Raw genomic sequence first — 17,799 nt, 5'->3', positions numbered from 1 at the left:
CCGATGGCAACATTGATACTGCGCCGGTCGAAACATGCACCATGGCATCCGGCTACCCTATGACGCCCAGCAAAAAGGGAGGCTTGCGCCTCCCTTTTCAACAACTCTGGTATTCAGGCAACAGGATTAGTTGCTCTTCATCCAGATGTCCATGTCGGTTTTCAGGTTGTCGGACTTGGTACCGAAAATGGCTTGTACGCCGGAACCTGCCACTACCACACCGGCAGCGCCCAGTTTCTTCAGACCAGCCTGGTCAACCTTGGCCACGTCTTTCACACCGACACGCAGACGGGTGATGCAGGCGTCCAGCGAAGCGATGTTCTCTTTGCCACCGAAGGCAGAGACCAGTGCAGCAGACATCTCGTCCTTGCTCTGGCCAACGCTCTCTTCGGCCGCTTCGTCTTCACGACCCGGGGTTTTCAGGTTCATGGCACGGATGACCACGGTGAAGACCACGTAGTAGATGACGGCATAGACCAGACCCAGACCCACCAGCAGCAGCATGTGATCGGCACGCGGGGATTGCACCACGAAGTCGATGAAGCCGTTGGAGAAGGTGTGACCGTGTACCACACCCAGGGAGTTGGTCAGCACGTAGGCCAGACCAGCCAGCACGGCGTGGATGGCGTACAGTACCGGGGCGATGAAAAGGAAGGAGAATTCGATCGGCTCGGTGATACCGGTCAGGAAAGAGGTCAGGGCGGCAGAGGCCATGATACCTACGATCTTGGCGCGGTTTTCCGGCTTGGCGGAGTGCGCGATGGCAAACGCGGCAGCAGGCAGACCGAACATCTTGAACAGGTAGCCACCGGCCAGCTGACCGAAGCCATTGCCGGCAGCGCGGGAAGCGTCGTCAGCAGTCAGGAAGCAGGTCATGATGCCGTGTACGGTTTCACCGGCAGCGTTGACACAGGTACCAGCCTGATAGAAGAAAGGTACGTTCCAGATGTGGTGCAGACCGAACGGGATCAGGGAGCGCTCAACCACGCCGTAGATACCGAAAGCCAGTACCGGGTTCTGGTTGGCAGCCCAGTCGGAGAAGGCACCGATGGCAGCGCCCACCGGCGGCCAAATGACGGACAGGATCACGCCCAGGCCGATGGAGACGAAACCGGTGATGATGGGCACGGCGCGTTTGCCGGCGAAGAAGCCCAGATACTCGGGCAACTGGATCTTGTAGAAGCGGTTGAACGCCCATGCGGCCACGCCACCAGCGAGGATACCGCCCAAGACGCCGGTTTCGATGGTCTCAACGCCCATCACAGGCGCCATGACCTTCAGGGTGGCGACCATGATGCCGTAGCCAACGATGGCTGACAGACCGGATACGCCGTCGTTATTGGTAAAGCCGAGGGCTACCCCCACTGCGAACAGCAGGGCCATCTGACCAAATACGGAACCACCGGCCTGCTCCATCAATTGGGAGACAATTTCCGGCAACCAGCTGAAGTGGGCAGCACCCACCCCCAGCAGAATACCTGCAACGGGCAAGACCGATACTGGCAGCATCAGCGCCTTACCGACCTTTTGCAGATTAGAGAAAGCATTTTTTAACATGTGTGCGCTCCTGAATGGAATGTCTTACCGTAGACGCTTCAGTCCAATTTATAGACGATCATCAACATCATCTCTCATCGGCATGAATTCGACGCGGGTTTGTTTATTTTGACCAGCTGAATATAACCCAGCAGATCGCAAATATCTTCCATCAGGGGTAAGCGAATAAAAAATTTGGAGGGGAGATCACAAGATAATTTCGGCGGAAATTTTCAGCTAATTACAGATATATTTCGGCATCTTCATGCTAAGCCATAAATATGAAAAGTGCTGTTTCGCATTGTATTTTAGCCAATCAAAATAATACCCAACGAAACGCATTGTAACTTAATGTAACCATTTGCTGTTTTTTCTATTTTAGTCTACCGATTAAAAAGGCCTCCAACAAGGGAGGCCTCAAATAAATATTATATTTTAAAGACCGGGCAATATTCAGCCCTTTTGGGAGCGCTTGACCGCATCAATAAAGATCGATTTCGCCTTGGTCGAACCGGCCCGCTCCGCCTCGCTGACCAGTCGCATCGCCTTGTCGATGTCACCGGCTTTCACCGCTTTTTCGATCTGGGATTGATAGAAGGCCTCGGTTTCGCTCAGCATGGCGGCTGGTTTCGCTGCAACAGCAGCGCCAGTTGCAATGGTGGCTGTAGCGACAGGCACTACCAGTTTATTCGGCGTTGGATCCACGATCGGCGTATTGGCATCGATCGCCTCCTGGTAAACCGGTTTATAGAAGTTATCGCCCAACTTGCTCGCGCTCATGTCTTCTACTTCAAGCGTGAGCAGCCCCCATGCGGAGTGAGGGATCAATGGATCCTTGGCACCGTAGTCCTGCACACTCAAGGACTTTGCCATCAGCTTGGATGGGCTCATGGCTTGCGTGGTCTGGCTCAAGGTTGACTGTGTGGTAAAGATCACCATGTAAGATTCGTTGTTTGGGTTGCCGACATAGGAACGATCGACGGTAAAGACCCCCTCTACCCGGTCCCCATCCAACATGCGCGCAGGCTTGTAGGTAATGATGTCTGACCCTATGGTACGGGTCGGTTTGAACTGGGAGTCCAGCAGCAACACCGTGGGGTTGAACAATGTCTTATCGATTAGACCTGCTACGGTAATTTTGAGATCGCCTGAGTTGCTCGGTAACTTGAAAGCAGCAAAATAGCTCTTCCCTTCTGGGAAGGTGAACACCGGAGAGTTGCCATCAATGGCCACAATGCGCTTCTGGTCAGCTGTCAGCGGCTGATACGTCAAACCACTAAGGTTGTTACAGCACACACTTGCAGCACCAAGCTGCTGCAGTGCATTGGAACGACTATCGAGGATAGTCTTGTACTCCTGAGTGGGTGCTACAGTTTCCTCAAGAGACGTACATGCCGTCATCAAAGTGGAACACAAAACCATCAACGCTACCTTGGTATATTTCATCTGCAAGCCCTACACGCCATCTTGAAAAAAAGAGCCCCCGACAAGCGGGGGCGACTCGATATCAGGTGATGGTGAGATTACCACCAAGCTTCCGCTTGTACACCGAAGTTCCAAGCATCGTCTTGCTTAACTCCGTTGCTATCAGTACGGAATTTCCCATCTTGCTGAACATAGGAGGCAAATACCCGAATTTCAGGACGAGCCCAGAAGCCAGAACCCGCAGACCAAGCCTGTGCCAGAGTGAACTTGCTACCATCAGTAGAGGTCTCAGATGCACCCTTCTGAGTTTCATGATCCTTGAAGTAGCCCACTTCGGCAATGGTCTTCATGACATCAGTCCATTTATACATCGGGCGAACAACAACAGAGAAGGTATCTTTGTCGTCGTACTGGGTGCCCCATTCAGTAAAATCGCTAGCCTGTGCGTAAATCAGCTGATGGCCAAACTCAACTTTCTCACCGACGGGCAGAACACCCCAGTTGATGATCCGGAAGCCATCACCGCTGCTGGAGTTAGACTGCAGACCGCTACCAGAACCAGAGCCATAGCTGACGCCTTGAGCAGCGAGACCATCAATAAAGTACTGAACTACAGTCTTGTTGAAGCCACCCAGCATAGATTGAGTGAGTTCGGCAGTCAGCATGTGGCCGTCATTGATATCCGGGTTCAGCTGGTCTTGCTCGTCGGTCGGATTGGCCATTGCAAAGTCATAACCAACTTCCAATGTCGCATCAGTCCACAGCGGAATACCCGCATAACGAATATCAAAGACGTTGGTATCGATAGTATCACTGCTACCGGTCACGGCTTCCCACGGGTCATTACGAGTAACCGCAACAGAGAGCTTGCCGGGCCCCACGGAAATGTTCTCAATGCCAGCACCGGCACCGGATACATCCCAGTAGTAGGTATCGGAGATATGAATGTCATGACGCTGATAGAAACGCTTACCAGCCCAGAGAGTTTCGCCGCCACCAAACAGGTTTTTGGCTTGTACGTTGAACTGGCGCAGCGCAAAGTTCGATGCGTCGCTAGATGTATCTTCCCAATCGCGACTCTGGAAATCAGTCTTCATGGTAAACATGGAGTCTACATAGAAGGTTTTATTGTCCTTGTTGTAAACTTCCTGCCCCAGTTGGATCTCACCATAGGTATCATCTTCGTTACCCAGACGACCAACTTTGTTTTTGGCATTGATCTGCAAATCACCATTGTCGGAAACACCGACACCTGAACGCATGTAGCCGTGGAAATCAACGGCGAAGGCGGCTTGGGAAGCCAGCGCTGCGGTTACTGCTGCAGCGATCGGGAGCCACTTTGCTTTCATTTTCATTTTCCTTATTCCCGCTGAGAGGAGTGTGATCCTGAATATCCAAGTTCTTATCACCATAAAAACGTTTAGGTGATAACCGAGGCCGATTATAGGTAGCCGATTTCGGGACAAACATGAGCTGATTCACAAAATGGCGACAAATCGCCCAGCATTGGCCGCTGAGGGTTTTGTACGATGATAATCGACCTAACCATGCAATAACTCACCACCCAAACAGGAACAAAAGCAAAAAGATCCATCATGAAACCGCTACCAACCATTAATTCGCTTCGATGAATAAGTTATAAATATTCAAATTGATGACAAAAACATGACTGAAATCGCTTTCAATGGGGAACTTTTAAATTTGAGACATGTCGGCTGCCTTCGAAATAAATCGCTGAGCAAAGCGGGGATGGAGTGGAAAATAACCGGATAAATATCGGGCAAATATGGTCAGTTGAGACTGCTGATTACCGCAAAATAAACATCCCCGCCAGACAGGCTGAGCGGGGATGAATAAAGGATAAAAACGGACGATCGCTACAGTTTATTTAGCCAGCCATTGAGCCAGGCCAGCGCCACCTTTTCCGGCTCATCGTCGACGGTGGCATCTATCTCCAGCCGGGGCAGCAGAGGACTGGCACCGAGCTCCTGCAACAGCGCATCGAGGTGACGACCGGCACCGCAGAAATGCTCGTAGCTGCTGTCCCCCATGGCGACCAGCGCATAACGCCACCCTTTCATGTAGGGGGCCCGGTCAGCCAGGGCGGTGGCCAGTGGCTGCAGATTGGGCGGAATATCGCCCTGCCCCGTGGTAGCCGTGATGACCAGCAAGAATCGACTCGCATCCAGATCTGCCAGCTCGGCGTCCTCGAATACCTGGCAGCCGTGCCCCGCCTGCTCCAGCTGCGCCGCCAGCGTCTCGGCCACCAGCATGGCCGCGCCGTATACGGTACCCACCACTATGTCTATCTGCGCCATCACGGACCCCTTTGACCAACATGGATGCCCAGCATGCCACAGCAACAGCTTGGGCAACACCCCGCGATCGTCAGGCTCAGTAGTCGCTCTCACTGGCAGGCCAGCCCAGCTCGGCAAACAGCTGCAGTACTTCCTGCCCCAGCGGCGCCTGGATCCGCATCGGCACCTTCAGCACCGGATGCTCAAAGCTGAGGGTGCGAGCCACCAGCAGCAGGCGATCGCAGCCATAATGCTCGCGAAAGAAGCGGTTGTGGCGGCCATCGCCATGGGTGGTGTCACCGACGATGGGGTGGAACAGGTGATCGAGATGGCGGCGCAGCTGATGTTTGCGGCCGGTCTTGGGGAACAGCCGAACCAGGCTGTAGCGACTGGTGGGGTGTTTCTTGGAGACCGCATGGGGCAGCTCGACCTGATGCAGGCGACGAAACGCGGTCACCGCCTCCTGAGCCGGACGATCCGGGTCGCTCATGGCATCGGCGATCTTGTCCAATTGCTCCTTGAGCGGATAATCGATGAGCCCTTGCTCGGGGGCCCAGCCGCGCACCAGCGCCAGATACTCCTTGTGCACCTGACGGGCGGCAAAGGCTTCGGTCAGGGTGCGGGCCACGGCGGGATCGAGGGCAAACAGCAGCACCCCCGAGGTGGGCCGGTCGAGCCGGTGTACCGGGTAGACATGGCGACCGCCAATGAGATCCCGGGTCATCTGCATGGCGAAACGGGTCTCGGCCTTGTCGAGCCAGCTGCGGTGCACCAGCAGGCCAGAGGGCTTGTTGACCGCCACCAGCCAGTCATCCTGATAAAGCAGGGTCAGCTGCAAGGCGCTCTCTTCCTGTGCCTGCTCACGCATCATTGCTCAACCACTTTGCCGGAGAGCAGCAGATCGAAGCGGGCGATCAGGCGCAGCAGGGCTTCAACCTCCGCCAGCTCCTCCTTGTAGACTTCGCTGGCCATGGGATAGAGGGAGACGCTGCTGGGCAGCGGTGCCTGCAGCAGCACCAGCTGCTCCATGCGCGGGATCAGCACGAACTGCAGCCACTGATCGAAGCTCAGGGTATCGACGCAAAATGGCAGCTCGCTGGCCAGGGCCTCTTCACCCGGATGGGCCGCTTGCCAGCGTTCCAGACGTTGCAGCTCGGCGGTCAGTTCACCCAACAGGCCGGCTACCAGCAGATATTGATTCATTGCGTTCTCTTCCTCATCACCACACACCGTCCGCCGCCAATCCTGTGTCGCTGGCGGCAGGCCGAACTTTGCCAAAAAGGGCGTTACTATACATCCTCCCCCCTATCCTCTGCCATGCCCCTTGCAGCCGACAACACGGACGAAGAGCCACGGCGGCTCCCGCCCCTGCGTACCGGGCCGGATGCCGGGCGGCGCGCCTCCACTGGCTATCTTGTGCAACCTCCTTATAATCGGCCCGCATCACCCTTAGCCGGATCACCTCATGTCCACCATCAATACGCTGACCGAATTCTTGACCCAGGCCGACACCCAGTTTCAACTGTTCGACATGGGCCGCCAGGTGCGACCACTGGCGAGCGACACCTTCGAGCGCATCGAACAGCAGCAGGAGCCCTACCCCTGGCCTCTGCAGCAGCACGCCTGGCTCGGCGTCCACTTCTTCCAGCCTGCCGAATCCCGTCACTACCTGTGGTTTCTCAAGTTTGCCCTCGACGAGCGCGGTCTGCTCATCGCCAGCGGCCCCAAACACTTCATGGATCAGGTGGTGGAAACCCTGGGCTACAAGCTGACCGGCGAACTCGATGAAGAGAAGGCCCAGCGTCTGGCGGAGAATCCCTACACCTTCCGCCCGGCCGAGGCCAAGATGGCCAGCCTGCACGCCAAACTGGCCCGTCAGCTGGAGCAGGCCCCCTCGACCTACTTCGAGGGGCTCTGCCACTATCTGTCAGCCCCGACACAAGAGGGATGGCAGACCCTTGGCGTACAGGGCTTTGCCGATCTCGCTGAGCGGCTGCAGGATGAACGCAACCTGGCGCTGGTGTGCAAGGCGCTGCCAAAACTGCCGCAAGAGCCGCTCTACGCCCTTTGCCAGAGCCTGGAAAATGCCCCGTTGCCGCCGGCCGTGCAGGGTGCCCTGTTCGAGCGGATCGGCAAGGAGCAGGAGTGTGCCGAACCCAATGCCGAGACCCTGGCCTACCTGTGCAGGGCACTGGCCTCCTGCAACGGCAGCAGCATGCGCACCAACAAGCTGCTAACCCTGCTGCAAACCCAGCCGAGCCCGGCCCTGCTGCTGGCCATCGCCGGTCGGCTCTGGCCCGATCTGAAGGATGCCGGCCTGCTCAGCCTGTTCCTGGAACAGCTGGCCCTGCAGCCGACCCAGTTCTTCAATCAGGTATTTGCCGAGCTGGTGACCCTGCCGGCCCTGCGCAATGATATGCTGGCCAGGCTGCGCGACCCCGAACGCAGCGACGCCCTGGGCCAGGCCATCGGTCGCCTGTTCGCCTCGGCCTGATGATGTCGGCGACCCGCCACCATAGCGGGTCGCCTGTCGACACGGATCACACCCCGGAAGGAGCCCGCGATGGGTGAAATGTTCGCAATCTTGCTGCTTATCCTCGGTGCCGGTGCCTTCTGGCACCAGCGGCGTCAGGCCGAGCTCGCCTGGCAATACATGCGCCGCTACTGCCAGCATCACGACCTGCAACTGCTGTCACTGGCACGCAGCCACCGTGCACTTGCCCACCAGCCGCTGCGGCTGCTCACCTATTACGAGTTTGAATTCTCCAGCGATGGCGAGAGCCACTATCTGGGGCAACTGCGCATGCAGGGGCTACAGGTGGTCGGCGTCGAGCTGCCCCCCCACCGGGTGCCCACCCTGTAAATCTGCCGCCACGGGGCGGGCCTATAATGTTCAGGAATGCCTCTTGGGAGAGATGAGATGGAATTCCTGACCCACGATCTGGCCGCCCTGTTTGCCCAGCTGGGGCTGGCCAACGACGAGCTGAGCCTGCACCGCTTCATTCACGAGCACCGCTTGGACAACCAGACCCTGCTGCCGGAAGCCCCCTTCTGGAACCGCGCCCAGGCCGACTTTCTGCGCGATGCCCTGTGGAACGATGCGGACTGGTCGGAAGCCATCGACGAACTGGACGTGCTGCTGCGCCGGCCCGACTGACCCTTGCCCCGCTGTTCAGCGCCCCGCGCTTTGGTTAAGCTCTCTGCCCGTCCAGCCCGAACCACTTTTCATCCTGCGCAGGAGTCCCATGTCAGCCCAAGAGATCATCCGCATCGCCAATGAACTGGCCGCCAAGGGGATCACCCCCTCCACCGCCATGGTCAAGGCCCGCCTCAGCCAGCCCGTCCCCATGGCCGAGCTGCTCAAAGTGCTGAGCCAGTGGAAGCAGCAACCCGCCAGTGCCCCGGAAGCCGGAAGCACAGCGCAGAGGACTCCCGCTCCCGCCGCCGAGCCTACCCTGCTGCAGCTTGCCGAACGGCTCGAGCGGCTCGAACAGAAGGTGGATCGGCTGACCGAGCTGCTGCTCCAGCAGGGGAAGCAGTAAGCCATGTACATCCTCGAACTCTGCTTTGAGTGCTATCGCGACACCTCGCTGGGCGAGGCCGAGCGGGCCATCGTCAACTACCTCGACATGCTGCGCTATCAGGGCCAGATCCTCGGCCGGGAGTTCCCCACCAGCATGCACGAGGGCTATTTCATCAGCCGGGTGGTCTGCCCGGAGCAGGACAGCCTGCACCCAGACAACCAGAGCGAACAGGTCAAGCTGGCCGAGCAGCAGCTCAATCAGGCCGGCCTGCTCGCCCCCAAACTCCAGTTGCAGGGGGCGGATCTGCTCTCCGACAGCACCGACCCTTGCGGTCATGATGGCGAGCGCCCCAGCTGGATGCTGCTCTACACCAGCTTCCTGCACACCTGTTCGCCGCTGCGCTGCGGCGACCACTTCGCCCCCATCCCGCTCTATCGGCTGCCGGCCGTCGCCAACGGCGACCACAAGCAGATCATCAAGTGGCAGGAGGATTGGGAGGCGTGCGATCAGCTGCAGATGAATGGCTCCATCGCCGAGCATGCGGCGCTGCACGAAATCGGTGAGGTGGGCAGCCGGCTCCAGCGCCGTGGCAGCGATCTCGGCAAGCGGCTGGAAGCCCTCACCGGCATCCCCACCTACTACTACCTCTACCGGGTGGGCGGCCGGAGTGCGGCCGAGGAGAAGGCCCGTCCCTGTCCGGGCTGCGGCGGCGAGTGGGCACTGGCCGAGCCCCTGCACGAGATCTTCGACTTCAAGTGCGATCCCTGCCGGCTGGTCGCCAACCTCTCCTGGGATTTCAAGGACTGAGCTCGCGCCATACAAAAGCGCCTTGCCAATTGGCAAGGCGTTTTTCATTGCAACTGACTCTGTTTATTGCGGCAAAGTCTCAAGCCGCTCGAGGAACGCCGGCAGTGAGGGGGCCAGCACCAATCGGCGCCCCGAGTCGAGCCACTCCAGCCATACCTGCCCGCTCTGGTTGTCGAGCGACACCAGTGTCATCTCGTTGCGGGTGGTGGCGATGAACAAAGAGGGTGAGCGCTTCAACTTGCGCAGCATCAACAGGTGGCCGATGAGGTTCTCCTTGAGCAAGTCGAGATCCGCCTCGTTCCAGGGCAGCACAAACTCGAGCCGCAACCCCTTGTAGAGGCAGGGCACAGGGCGGCTGAACCAGCCACCAAACAGGGCCTGCGCGGCCGGATGCAGGGTCAGCTCGAGCGCCTCGTTCATCGCCGTGAAATCGGCGGGCTCGGCGCGCCGATGCGGGCGCCAGGCCACCCGTCCCTCCTTGGGTTCATCCAGCTCGCAGGGGGAGCGCCAGTGTGCCTCCCACTCGCACAGGGGCAGCCCTCGCCTCGCCTCGCCATCGCGCTGCCAGCGCAAAAAAAAGCGTTCCAGGGCAGACAAGACTTGATCCGACATCGAAATTCCCCACAATTGCTGCCAAAGTTCGCTATTGCACCATCAAAGCCATGAGCAGACAAGGTGCAGCGCGGATCGCCAGCCGGCGCTCCCCGCCTTGCAGCCCCCATCGGGCGCATGCTCTGCCATCGCCCATTCAACGTTCGAGTCAGCACACATGAGCAAACAAGAGAGATACGCCGGAGCCAGCGCCCTGCAGGGGCTGAGCCTGGGTCAACAGTCGGCCTACATCAGCCAGTACACCCCGACCCTGCTGCAGCCGGTGCCCCGCAGCCTGAACCGCGACGACCTCGGTCTTGGCGGCGAACTGCCGTTCCAGGGTTGCGATGTCTGGACCCTGTACGAGCTCTCCTGGCTCAATGCCAGGGGCAAGCCCATGGTCGCCGTCGGCGAGGTCTCGGTGCCCGCCACCAGCGCGAACCTCATCGAATCCAAGTCGTTCAAGCTCTATCTCAACTCCTTCAACCAGACCCGCTGCGACTCGCTGGAAGCGGTGCAGGCCATGCTGGTCAAGGACTTGAGCGCCTGTGCCGGTAGCGACGTGAGCGTCACCCTGTTCCCGCTGGCCCAGGCTCCGCACCACATTGCCGCCCTGCCGGGCGAGTGCATCGACGAGCAGGACATCGCAGTGGACTGTTACGAGTTCGATGCCGACCTGCTGCAAGGCGCGGCCGGCAGCCAGGAGGTGGAGGAGACCCTGCACAGCCACCTGCTCAAGTCCAACTGCCTGGTGACCAGCCAGCCGGATTGGGGATCCGTGGTGATCCACTATCGCGGCCCGCAGCTGGACCGGGAAAAACTACTGCGCTACCTCATCTCGTTTCGCCAGCACAACGAGTTCCACGAGCAGTGCATCGAGCGGATCTTCACCGATCTCAAGCACTTCTGCCGCCCGAGCCAACTGACCGTCTACGCCCGCTACACCCGCCGCGGCGGCCTGGACATCAACCCGTTTCGCAGCGACTGGGAAGTGGTGCCGGCCAACCTGCGCCTGATCCGGCAATAATCCGTCACCCCGCCGGGCCTGCAACGCTGCCACGGCCCGGATCGCGGGGTCGGCGCGCAATCTGTCAGTAAACTCTGGACGCACGGGGGCGGGCTTGGATAACATGCCCTCACTCCCGTGCTGCCCTTAATCCAATGAATCAACTGTTTTTTCTGGCAATGATGATGTCCTCCCTGTCGGCTCCTGATCTGGATCTGGCCAAGGAGCAGTTGTCCATCGATCTGCAACAGGCCCAGACCCTGGTGCTGACCGATCCCGCCAGATGCGTGCAGATCACCTCCGCCTTCCTCACCCGCACGGCCAATAATCCCAAGCAAATCATCAGCAATCGCCAGGAGTACGGCTATCGGGAGCCGCTGCTGAGCTATGGCACCGCCGCCCAGGCCACCGGTGCCCACCTGCTCAAGGGGGAGTGCCTGCTGCAGCTTGGCCAGTTCCAGGCGGCCCAGAAATCCCTCGATCAGGGCATCGCCATGGCGGCCAAGGAGCAGCAACTGGAGCTGCAGGCCCACGGCCTCTATCTGAAGATCCGCAGCCAGAATCTGCAGGAGCGCTCCCACGGCGCCAGCGGCGGCCTGCTCGGCCAGCTGGAGACCCTGCTCAGCACCCCCAGCCTGAAAGAGAGCCTGCTGCAGGTGTACAGCCGGCTGCTGCGCACCAACGCCAGCATAGAGGCGCACCAGTTCGACGAGGCCAAGCGCCAGCTGGCCGAAGCCCGCCGCTGGGCGGATCAGACCAAGAATCCGCTGGCCAGTGCCTGGGTCAGCGCGGTGAGTGGCGACCTCTACCACGCCCTCAAGCAGCCCCAGCTCTCGCTGGGTGACTACATCGATGCCCAGCAGCAGGCCAGAGGCTTGCAGGATCCGCTGTTCCTCGGCCTGCTGTCGAACCAGATAGTGAACCTCTATCAGGAGGAGCAGGAGCCGCAGAAGGCGCTGCAATACGCCAACGAGGCCGCCAACTACTTCCATGCCCTCGGCAATCCCTCCCTGCTGAGTGACGCTCTCATCGTGCTGGCCCGCCTCAACCGGGAGCAGGGCGAGATGAACATGGCGCTGGTCTACTTCTTCAATGCCCTGGATCTGCTGGACGAGGGCAACAACCGCACCCGCATCGCCCACCTCAAGTACGAGATAGGCAAAACCTATCTGGAAACCGGCAACCTGACCCTGGCCCGCAACTACCTCACCGCGGCCCGCCAGTCCCACGAGCTGGGGGACGACAAGGAGCCGCTGATCGACACCCTGCTGCTGCTGGGTGAGCTGCACCTCAAGCAGAAGGAGGCGGGCATCGCCATCCTGCAGCTGGAAAACGCGCTGGCACTGGCCAACCAGATCGGCGACGCCCAGCGCCAGTTCGAGATCTTCCGCCTGCTGTCGGCGGCCTACGAGCAGAAGGGCTATCTGCAGCAGGCGCTGGACAGCTACAAGAATTTCCACCAGCGCAGCGAGCAGGTCCGCCAGCAGCAGGTCGATCTGGAGCAGGAGGCGATCCGCGACAACTACGCCCAGGTGGAGCGGGAGCAGCAGATCAAGGAGCTGCAGCAGCAGCTGAGCACCAGCAAGCATCAGCAGGATCGCTACCTCTGGTCGAGCGTGGTGACCGGTCTGTTGCTGACCCTGTTCATCTATCTGTTCTTCACCCTCTGGCTCAAGCTGCGGGTCGCCCGTCTGCAGGGCAAACAGCTGGGCGAAGCGCTGCTGCTCGAGCCACGCACTGGGCTGGCCAACTGGCAGCGACTGATGAGCCGCTGGCCGCGGGAAATGGCCAAGCGCCAGCAAAAATCCGAGCGCTGGTATTTAAGCGAACTGCCCACCAGCGAGTTTGACGACAAGCTGCACTACCTGCTGTTTCGGGTCCCCTTCCTGGTCAACAGCCTGGAACAGCACGGTTATCAGGTGAGCCGCGAGATAGAGCAGGCCTTCGGCGCCTACGTCAACGGCCTCACCCCGCAGGATGGCCGCATCTATGACCTGCGCGAAGGGCATCTGCTCTATGTGGTGCCCCAGCGCCATGTGGAAGACCTGCATCGACTGGCCCGCGAGCTGCTTGCGGCACTGGCCGAATTCCCCTGCCAGTACCCGCTCGATCGCCACATCAGCCTCGGCATCGTCAGTCACCCCTTCCTGCCCAAGGCGGCCACCGCCCTCGATCATCACGGCCTGTTCGACCTCTGTTATCTGGCACTGGCAGGAGCCATTCAGCTCAGCGAAAAACACCAGCAAAGCGTCTGGCTGGAGCTGGCCGCCATCGATTGCCAGCAGGCCGCATTTTTTAATGGGGATGTGTGGCAATGCTGCTTGATGGCAATTGACAAGGGACTGGTAAAAGTAAATTCTTCTCATGAAAAGCAATGGGTTAATTGGCTTCGACTTTCACGGACGAAAGCGCCGGTTGATCAATGACAAATAGATAATCAACTGGGTCTGGAACTGGGTTCGACCGCTGTTGCTATCCAACACAACAACGATAATGACAACAGGGCGACCTGAATAATGAATGATATCGCTGCCGTAGCCGGACAATTGGCCAGACTCAGGGAATCCCTTCAGCAAAAGCAGCTGGAGCTGGACGGCGTCGTCTCTTTCTCCGACACCGAACGCGCCCGCAGCATCCAGTTCATCGCCAAGCTGATGCAGGCCTGTCGCGGCCACGATCGCGAGCTGGACAACAAGCTCGCCAAGCTCAAGCAGAAACTCGATGGCAACCCGCCGCTCTCCTCCCTCGATGCCGACCTCGCCGTCATCGAGAAGCTGCTGCAGCAGCACGGCAACGCGCTGGAAGAGTCCATCTCCCTGACCAAGTCCGCCATCGAGCTCGGCAGCAAACAGCTCAAGGCTCTCAAGGGCTTTCCGGAAGATACCCGCAAATCCCTCAAGGAGTTTTTGGCAAGCCCGGATGGCTATGGCATCGGCGATCACCAGAAGAAGGTGATCCGGCTGCTGGAGTTCTACCAGCAGGCCATCAAGATCCAGCTGCTGCCCACCCAGCCCCTGCTGGCCCAGAGCACGCCCGCCGGCAACCAGGCCGAAACGGTCACCGACCTTGCCACGCCGGAGCCGGGCGCCCCCTTTGACGTCAAGGTGCATGCCCACATCGCCGACGAGCTGCAGCGCCTCATCACCGAACTCGACTTTGCCGGCGCCGTCGGCGAGAGCCTGGCGGACATTCGCCGCCAGTTGCTCAATGGCATCACCCCTCCCCTGCTGGCGGAGATCTGCCTGCAGGTGATCGAGCTCATCATCGAGGGCACCCGCGAGGAGCGCAAAGCCTCCCAGGCGTTTCTGAGCACCCTCAACGAGAGTCTCTCGGCGGTCCACTTCAGCTTCACCGAATCCCTCGACGAGGGGCGCGCCCTGCAAAGCGCCACCCTGGATACCCGCAAGGCCATCGACAGGGAGCTGAAGGCCATCGACCACACCCTGGCCAGCCATGACACCATTGATGACCTCAAGGGGGCCATCTCCGGCCACATGGGGGCCATCAACCTGCTGCTGCAGGACAGGGAGGCCATGGCCGCCCGCGAGCGCCATCTGCTGACCCGTCTCTCTACCATGGAGGCCAAGCTGCGGCTGATGAAGGAGGAGACCGCCGAATACAAAAAGCGGCTCACCATCCAGAAACACAAGCTGTTCCTCGACAGCCTGACCCAGGTGCACAACCGGGCAGCCCTTGACGAGCGGCTCGAGCTCGAATACAAGCGCTGGCTGCGTTACAACACGCCGCTGTGCCTGGCCATCATCGACATCGACCACTTCAAGCACATCAACGACAACTACGGCCACATGGCCGGCGACAAGGCGTTGAAGGTGGTGGCCAAGGCGCTGCAGGGTGCCCTGCGTGACACCGACTTCATCGCCCGCTTCGGCGGCGAGGAGTTCGTGGTGCTGCTGCCGAACATCAACCCGGACAAGTTCCAGAAGCCGCTGGAGACCTTGCGCCAGACCATCAAGAGCATTCCGTTCCGTTTTCGGGATGCCAGGGTCGAGATCACCATCTCCATCGGTGCCACCCTGTTTAGGGAGGGGGATCACACCACGGACGCGTTCGAGCGGGCCGACAAGGCACTCTACAGCTCCAAGAACTCGGGTCGGGATCAGGTCAATCTGGCCTGAACGGCGACTAAAAAAGCAGCAAACGCACTTTCCCCCTATTCCCCTGCCCCACCGCTTACATCTACTATCAAATTCAAGGGATGCCACAGGGCATCCCGTTTTCTCCCCAGGGAAAAGCACAACGATAACAAGCGAGTGAAAGGGGAACCTATGATTACGCACATCAATCCAGTCGGCAGCATGGACTTGCTGTCCCAGCTCGAGGTGGACCGCCTCAAGCAAACCGCCTCCAGCGATATCTATCAACTGTTTCGCAACTGCTCGCTGGCGGTACTCAACTCCGGCAGCCATACCGACAGCTCCAAAGAGATACTGGAGCGCTTCAAATCCTTCGATATTCATGTGATCCGGCGCGAACGCGGGGTCAAGCTCGAGCTGTTCAACGCCCCCGAGCACGCCTTCGTCGATGGCGAGATCATCCGCGGCATTCAGGAGCACCTGTTCTCCGTCCTGCGCGACATCCTCTACGTGTCGACCCAGCTGGAGTCCAACCGGCTGGTCAACCTGACCAGCTCCACCCACATCTCCAACGTGGTGTTCGCCATCCTGCGCAATGCCAAGGCGATCCTGCCTGGCGCCGACCCCAATCTGGTGGTCTGCTGGGGCGGTCACTCCATCAACGAGATCGAGTACCAGTACACCCGCGCGGTGGGCAGCGAGCTGGGCCTGCGTGAGCTCAACATCTGCACCGGTTGCGGTCCGGGTGCCATGGAGGGCCCGATGAAGGGCGCCGCCGTCGGCCACGCCAAGCAGCGGGTGCGCAACGGCCGCTACATCGGCCTCACCGAGCCTTCCATCATCGCCGCCGAGCCGCCCAACCCCATCGTCAACGAGCTGGTGATCCTGCCAGACATCGAGAAGCGGTTGGAAGCCTTCGTGCGCCTCGGCCACGGCATCATCATCTTCCCGGGCGGGGTTGGTACCGCCGAAGAGCTGCTCTACCTGCTCGGCATCATGATGCACCCGGCCAACGAACGGCAGCCCATGCCAATCATCCTGACCGGCCCGAAGGAGAGCGCCGATTACTTCCGCGCCATCGATGACTTCGTCAAGGCGACCCTGGGCGAGCCGGCCACCAGCCTCTACCGGATCATCGTCGGCGATGCCCCGGAAGTGGCCCGGGTCATGAAAGAGGCGATGCCGAAGATCCGCGAATACCGCAAATCGGTCGGCGATGCCTACTCCTTCAACTGGTCGCTCAAGATCGAGCCGGAGTTCCAGCTGCCGTTCGAGCCGGATCACGCCAACATGGCCAGCCTCGACCTTCACCGCAACCAGCCGCCCCAGCTGTTGGCGGCCAACCTGCGCCGTGCCTTCTCCGGCATCGTCGCCGGCAACGTCAAGGAAGGGGGCATCCGCGCCATCGAGAAGAAAGGTCCCTTCAAGCTGCACGGCGACAAGGAGCTGATGCACCTGATGGACAAGCTGCTGGAGAGCTTCGTCAAACAGCAGCGCATGAAGCTGCCGGGCAGCCAGTATGTGCCCTGCTACGAAATCGTGCGTTGACGGGCAGCACAGCTGAAACGAGGGGCGCATGGCGCCCCTTTTTTGTCGCTTGGGGATGCTCGCGGCCATCAATCCCCCATCTAGCCCGCTGGTTTGTTACAATGGGGCGTCCCGACTGCCAAGAGTGCCCCATGTCAAACCCAAGGCCACACCTGCTCATCATCGATGCCCTCAATCTCATTCGCCGACTGCACGCGGTTCAGGCCCAGCAGGCGCTGACCCCGGCCCAGGCGTTGATCGCCACCCGTGCCAACCTCATCAACACCTGCCGCAAGCTGCTGGTCGCCAGCGAGCCGACCCACGTCATCGCGGTGTTCGACGGCGAGGTGCACAGCTGGCGCAAGGAGGTCTACCCGGCCTACAAGGAGGGGCGAACCCCCATGCCGACCGAGCTGCGTGAGGGCTTGAACGAGCTGCAGGATGCCTTCTGGGAGTGCGGCGTGGACGCCCTGCTTTCCCAGACCGACGAGGCGGATGATCTCATCGCCACCCTGGCCAGCGGCATTGCCCAGCACGGTGCCAGAGCCACCATCATCTCCACCGACAAGGGGTTCTGCCAGCTCATCTGCCCGCAGATCCAGATCCGCGACTACTTCAACAAGCGCTGGCTGGATGCCGTCTTCGTCGAGCAGCAGTACGGGGTGGCGCCGGCACAACTGGTGGATTTCTGGGCTCTGACCGGCATCGGCGGCTCCAACATCAAGGGGGTGCCCGGCATCGGCCCCAAGACAGCTACCCAGTTGCTGCAGCAATACGGCGATCTGGCCAGCCTGCTGGCGGCCTGCCAGCAGGAAGACGCCGCCAAGGCGCTGCTCAAGCTGCGCCAGCACCAGGACGAGGCCCTGTTGGCCCAGCGGCTGGTGCGCCTGCAGCGGGACATTCCGCTCGGCTTCAACCTGCGGGAGATCCGCTATCCACCGGCTCCCGAATCCTGATAAAGCGAAACCGCCAACCATGACCGGACTCACTCT

General features: G+C 60.0%; 17 protein-coding genes. 10 read left to right on the top strand and 7 right to left on the bottom strand.

All coding sequences use genetic code 11. From position 1 onward, the window contains the following. Positions 1–126: 126 nt before the first annotated feature. The 6 genes from ptsG to R2E40_RS05730 all read right to left on the bottom strand — a co-directional run bounded on the left by ptsG (position 127) and on the right by R2E40_RS05730 (position 6,461). Positions 127–1,557, bottom strand: a complete 1,431-nt coding sequence (ptsG, locus tag R2E40_RS05755) for a PTS glucose transporter subunit IIBC (protein ID WP_016349865.1) — start codon at positions 1,555–1,557, stop codon at positions 127–129. A gap of 432 nt (positions 1,558–1,989) precedes the next feature. Then, entirely contained in the window at positions 1,990–2,982 is a 993-nt protein-coding gene (locus R2E40_RS05750) for a MalM family protein (RefSeq protein WP_318164978.1), read from the bottom strand. 77 nt (positions 2,983–3,059) lie between these two features. After that, positions 3,060–4,310 carry a maltoporin gene (locus tag R2E40_RS05745; RefSeq protein WP_139388981.1) on the bottom strand — a complete coding sequence of 417 codons (1,251 nt, stop codon included), beginning with the start codon at positions 4,308–4,310 and terminating at the stop codon, positions 3,060–3,062. A gap of 528 nt (positions 4,311–4,838) precedes the next feature. Then, the gene (locus tag R2E40_RS05740) at positions 4,839–5,279 is read right to left on the bottom strand and encodes a flavodoxin (RefSeq protein ID WP_085734646.1); all 441 of its coding nucleotides are present in this window, start codon (positions 5,277–5,279) and stop codon (positions 4,839–4,841) included. Positions 5,280–5,355: 76 nt separating this feature from the next. After that, positions 5,356–6,129 carry a tRNA pseudouridine(65) synthase TruC gene (truC, locus tag R2E40_RS05735; protein WP_318164977.1) on the bottom strand — a complete coding sequence of 258 codons (774 nt, stop codon included), beginning with the start codon at positions 6,127–6,129 and terminating at the stop codon, positions 5,356–5,358. Next, positions 6,126–6,461: a YqcC family protein gene (locus R2E40_RS05730; RefSeq protein ID WP_011705085.1), complete on the bottom strand. Its 336-nt coding sequence runs from the start codon at positions 6,459–6,461 to the stop codon at positions 6,126–6,128. Before R2E40_RS05730 ends, truC begins: the two co-directional genes overlap by 4 nt. 262 nt (positions 6,462–6,723) lie before the next feature. Between R2E40_RS05730 and R2E40_RS05725 the strand changes: the two genes are divergently transcribed. The 5 genes from R2E40_RS05725 to R2E40_RS05705 all read left to right on the top strand — a co-directional run bounded on the left by R2E40_RS05725 (position 6,724) and on the right by R2E40_RS05705 (position 9,589). Then, positions 6,724–7,752, top strand: coding sequence for a DUF3549 family protein (locus tag R2E40_RS05725; RefSeq protein WP_318164976.1), 1,029 nt, complete (start codon positions 6,724–6,726; stop codon positions 7,750–7,752). A 69-nt stretch (positions 7,753–7,821) separates the two neighbouring features. Then, positions 7,822–8,121, top strand: a complete 300-nt coding sequence (locus R2E40_RS05720) for a DUF3301 domain-containing protein (protein WP_011705083.1) — start codon at positions 7,822–7,824, stop codon at positions 8,119–8,121. 57 nt (positions 8,122–8,178) lie between these two features. After that, complete coding sequence (locus R2E40_RS05715; protein WP_011705082.1) at positions 8,179–8,415, top strand: DUF2789 domain-containing protein; 237 nt, start codon at positions 8,179–8,181, stop codon at positions 8,413–8,415. 88 nt (positions 8,416–8,503) lie between these two features. Continuing rightward, a complete protein-coding gene (locus tag R2E40_RS05710) occupies positions 8,504–8,800 on the top strand; it encodes a hypothetical protein (protein WP_139388984.1) in 297 nt (98 codons plus the stop codon). A 3-nt stretch (positions 8,801–8,803) separates the two neighbouring features. Then, positions 8,804–9,589, top strand: a complete 786-nt coding sequence (locus R2E40_RS05705; RefSeq protein WP_318164975.1) for a Zn-ribbon-containing protein — start codon at positions 8,804–8,806, stop codon at positions 9,587–9,589. Between the two features lie 63 nt (positions 9,590–9,652). On the opposite strand, the gene syd is transcribed toward R2E40_RS05705, so the two are convergent. Beyond that, positions 9,653–10,201: a SecY-interacting protein gene (gene syd, locus R2E40_RS05700; RefSeq protein WP_318164974.1), complete on the bottom strand. Its 549-nt coding sequence runs from the start codon at positions 10,199–10,201 to the stop codon at positions 9,653–9,655. Between the two features lie 157 nt (positions 10,202–10,358). On the opposite strand from syd, the gene queF reads away from it, so the two are divergent. The 5 genes from queF to xni all read left to right on the top strand — a co-directional run bounded on the left by queF (position 10,359) and on the right by xni (position 17,763). Continuing rightward, positions 10,359–11,207 (top strand): NADPH-dependent 7-cyano-7-deazaguanine reductase QueF, encoded by an 849-nt coding sequence (gene queF, locus R2E40_RS05695; RefSeq protein WP_318164973.1) that lies wholly within the window; start codon positions 10,359–10,361, stop codon positions 11,205–11,207. 134 nt (positions 11,208–11,341) lie between these two features. Next, complete coding sequence (locus R2E40_RS05690; protein WP_318164972.1) at positions 11,342–13,612, top strand: hypothetical protein; 2,271 nt, start codon at positions 11,342–11,344, stop codon at positions 13,610–13,612. Between the two features lie 90 nt (positions 13,613–13,702). Beyond that, a complete protein-coding gene (locus tag R2E40_RS05685) occupies positions 13,703–15,322 on the top strand; it encodes a sensor domain-containing diguanylate cyclase (protein WP_242795828.1) in 1,620 nt (539 codons plus the stop codon). 150 nt (positions 15,323–15,472) lie between these two features. Next, positions 15,473–16,828, top strand: a complete 1,356-nt coding sequence (gene ppnN / locus R2E40_RS05680; protein ID WP_011705076.1) for a nucleotide 5'-monophosphate nucleosidase PpnN — start codon at positions 15,473–15,475, stop codon at positions 16,826–16,828. A gap of 131 nt (positions 16,829–16,959) precedes the next feature. Next, positions 16,960–17,763 carry a flap endonuclease Xni gene (gene xni / locus R2E40_RS05675; protein ID WP_318164971.1) on the top strand — a complete coding sequence of 268 codons (804 nt, stop codon included), beginning with the start codon at positions 16,960–16,962 and terminating at the stop codon, positions 17,761–17,763. The last annotated feature ends 36 nt before the right edge of the window (positions 17,764–17,799 follow it).

The sequence above is a fragment of the Aeromonas sp. CD genome (assembly GCF_033349375.1).
Taxonomy (GTDB): Bacteria; Pseudomonadota; Gammaproteobacteria; order Enterobacterales; family Aeromonadaceae; genus Aeromonas; species Aeromonas hydrophila.
This window is presented reverse-complemented; position numbering and strand designations above follow the sequence as displayed.

Coding starts and splice junctions, on each gene's coding strand:
- syd (WP_318164974.1), bottom strand. CDS start 10,201: ATGTCGGATCAAGTCTTGTCTGCCCTGGAACGCTTTTTTTTGCGCTGG.
- R2E40_RS05730 (WP_011705085.1), bottom strand. CDS start 6,461: ATGAATCAATATCTGCTGGTAGCCGGCCTGTTGGGTGAACTGACCGCC.
- R2E40_RS05705 (WP_318164975.1), top strand. CDS start 8,804: ATGTACATCCTCGAACTCTGCTTTGAGTGCTATCGCGACACCTCGCTG.
- R2E40_RS05740 (WP_085734646.1), bottom strand. CDS start 5,279: ATGGCGCAGATAGACATAGTGGTGGGTACCGTATACGGCGCGGCCATG.
- R2E40_RS05725 (WP_318164976.1), top strand. CDS start 6,724: ATGTCCACCATCAATACGCTGACCGAATTCTTGACCCAGGCCGACACC.
- ppnN (WP_011705076.1), top strand. CDS start 15,473: ATGATTACGCACATCAATCCAGTCGGCAGCATGGACTTGCTGTCCCAG.
- R2E40_RS05745 (WP_139388981.1), bottom strand. CDS start 4,310: ATGAAAGCAAAGTGGCTCCCGATCGCTGCAGCAGTAACCGCAGCGCTG.
- R2E40_RS05720 (WP_011705083.1), top strand. CDS start 7,822: ATGGGTGAAATGTTCGCAATCTTGCTGCTTATCCTCGGTGCCGGTGCC.
- R2E40_RS05685 (WP_242795828.1), top strand. CDS start 13,703: ATGAATGATATCGCTGCCGTAGCCGGACAATTGGCCAGACTCAGGGAA.
- R2E40_RS05750 (WP_318164978.1), bottom strand. CDS start 2,982: ATGAAATATACCAAGGTAGCGTTGATGGTTTTGTGTTCCACTTTGATG.
- R2E40_RS05690 (WP_318164972.1), top strand. CDS start 11,342: ATGAATCAACTGTTTTTTCTGGCAATGATGATGTCCTCCCTGTCGGCT.
- R2E40_RS05715 (WP_011705082.1), top strand. CDS start 8,179: ATGGAATTCCTGACCCACGATCTGGCCGCCCTGTTTGCCCAGCTGGGG.
- truC (WP_318164977.1), bottom strand. CDS start 6,129: ATGATGCGTGAGCAGGCACAGGAAGAGAGCGCCTTGCAGCTGACCCTG.
- xni (WP_318164971.1), top strand. CDS start 16,960: ATGTCAAACCCAAGGCCACACCTGCTCATCATCGATGCCCTCAATCTC.
- R2E40_RS05710 (WP_139388984.1), top strand. CDS start 8,504: ATGTCAGCCCAAGAGATCATCCGCATCGCCAATGAACTGGCCGCCAAG.
- ptsG (WP_016349865.1), bottom strand. CDS start 1,557: ATGTTAAAAAATGCTTTCTCTAATCTGCAAAAGGTCGGTAAGGCGCTG.
- queF (WP_318164973.1), top strand. CDS start 10,359: ATGAGCAAACAAGAGAGATACGCCGGAGCCAGCGCCCTGCAGGGGCTG.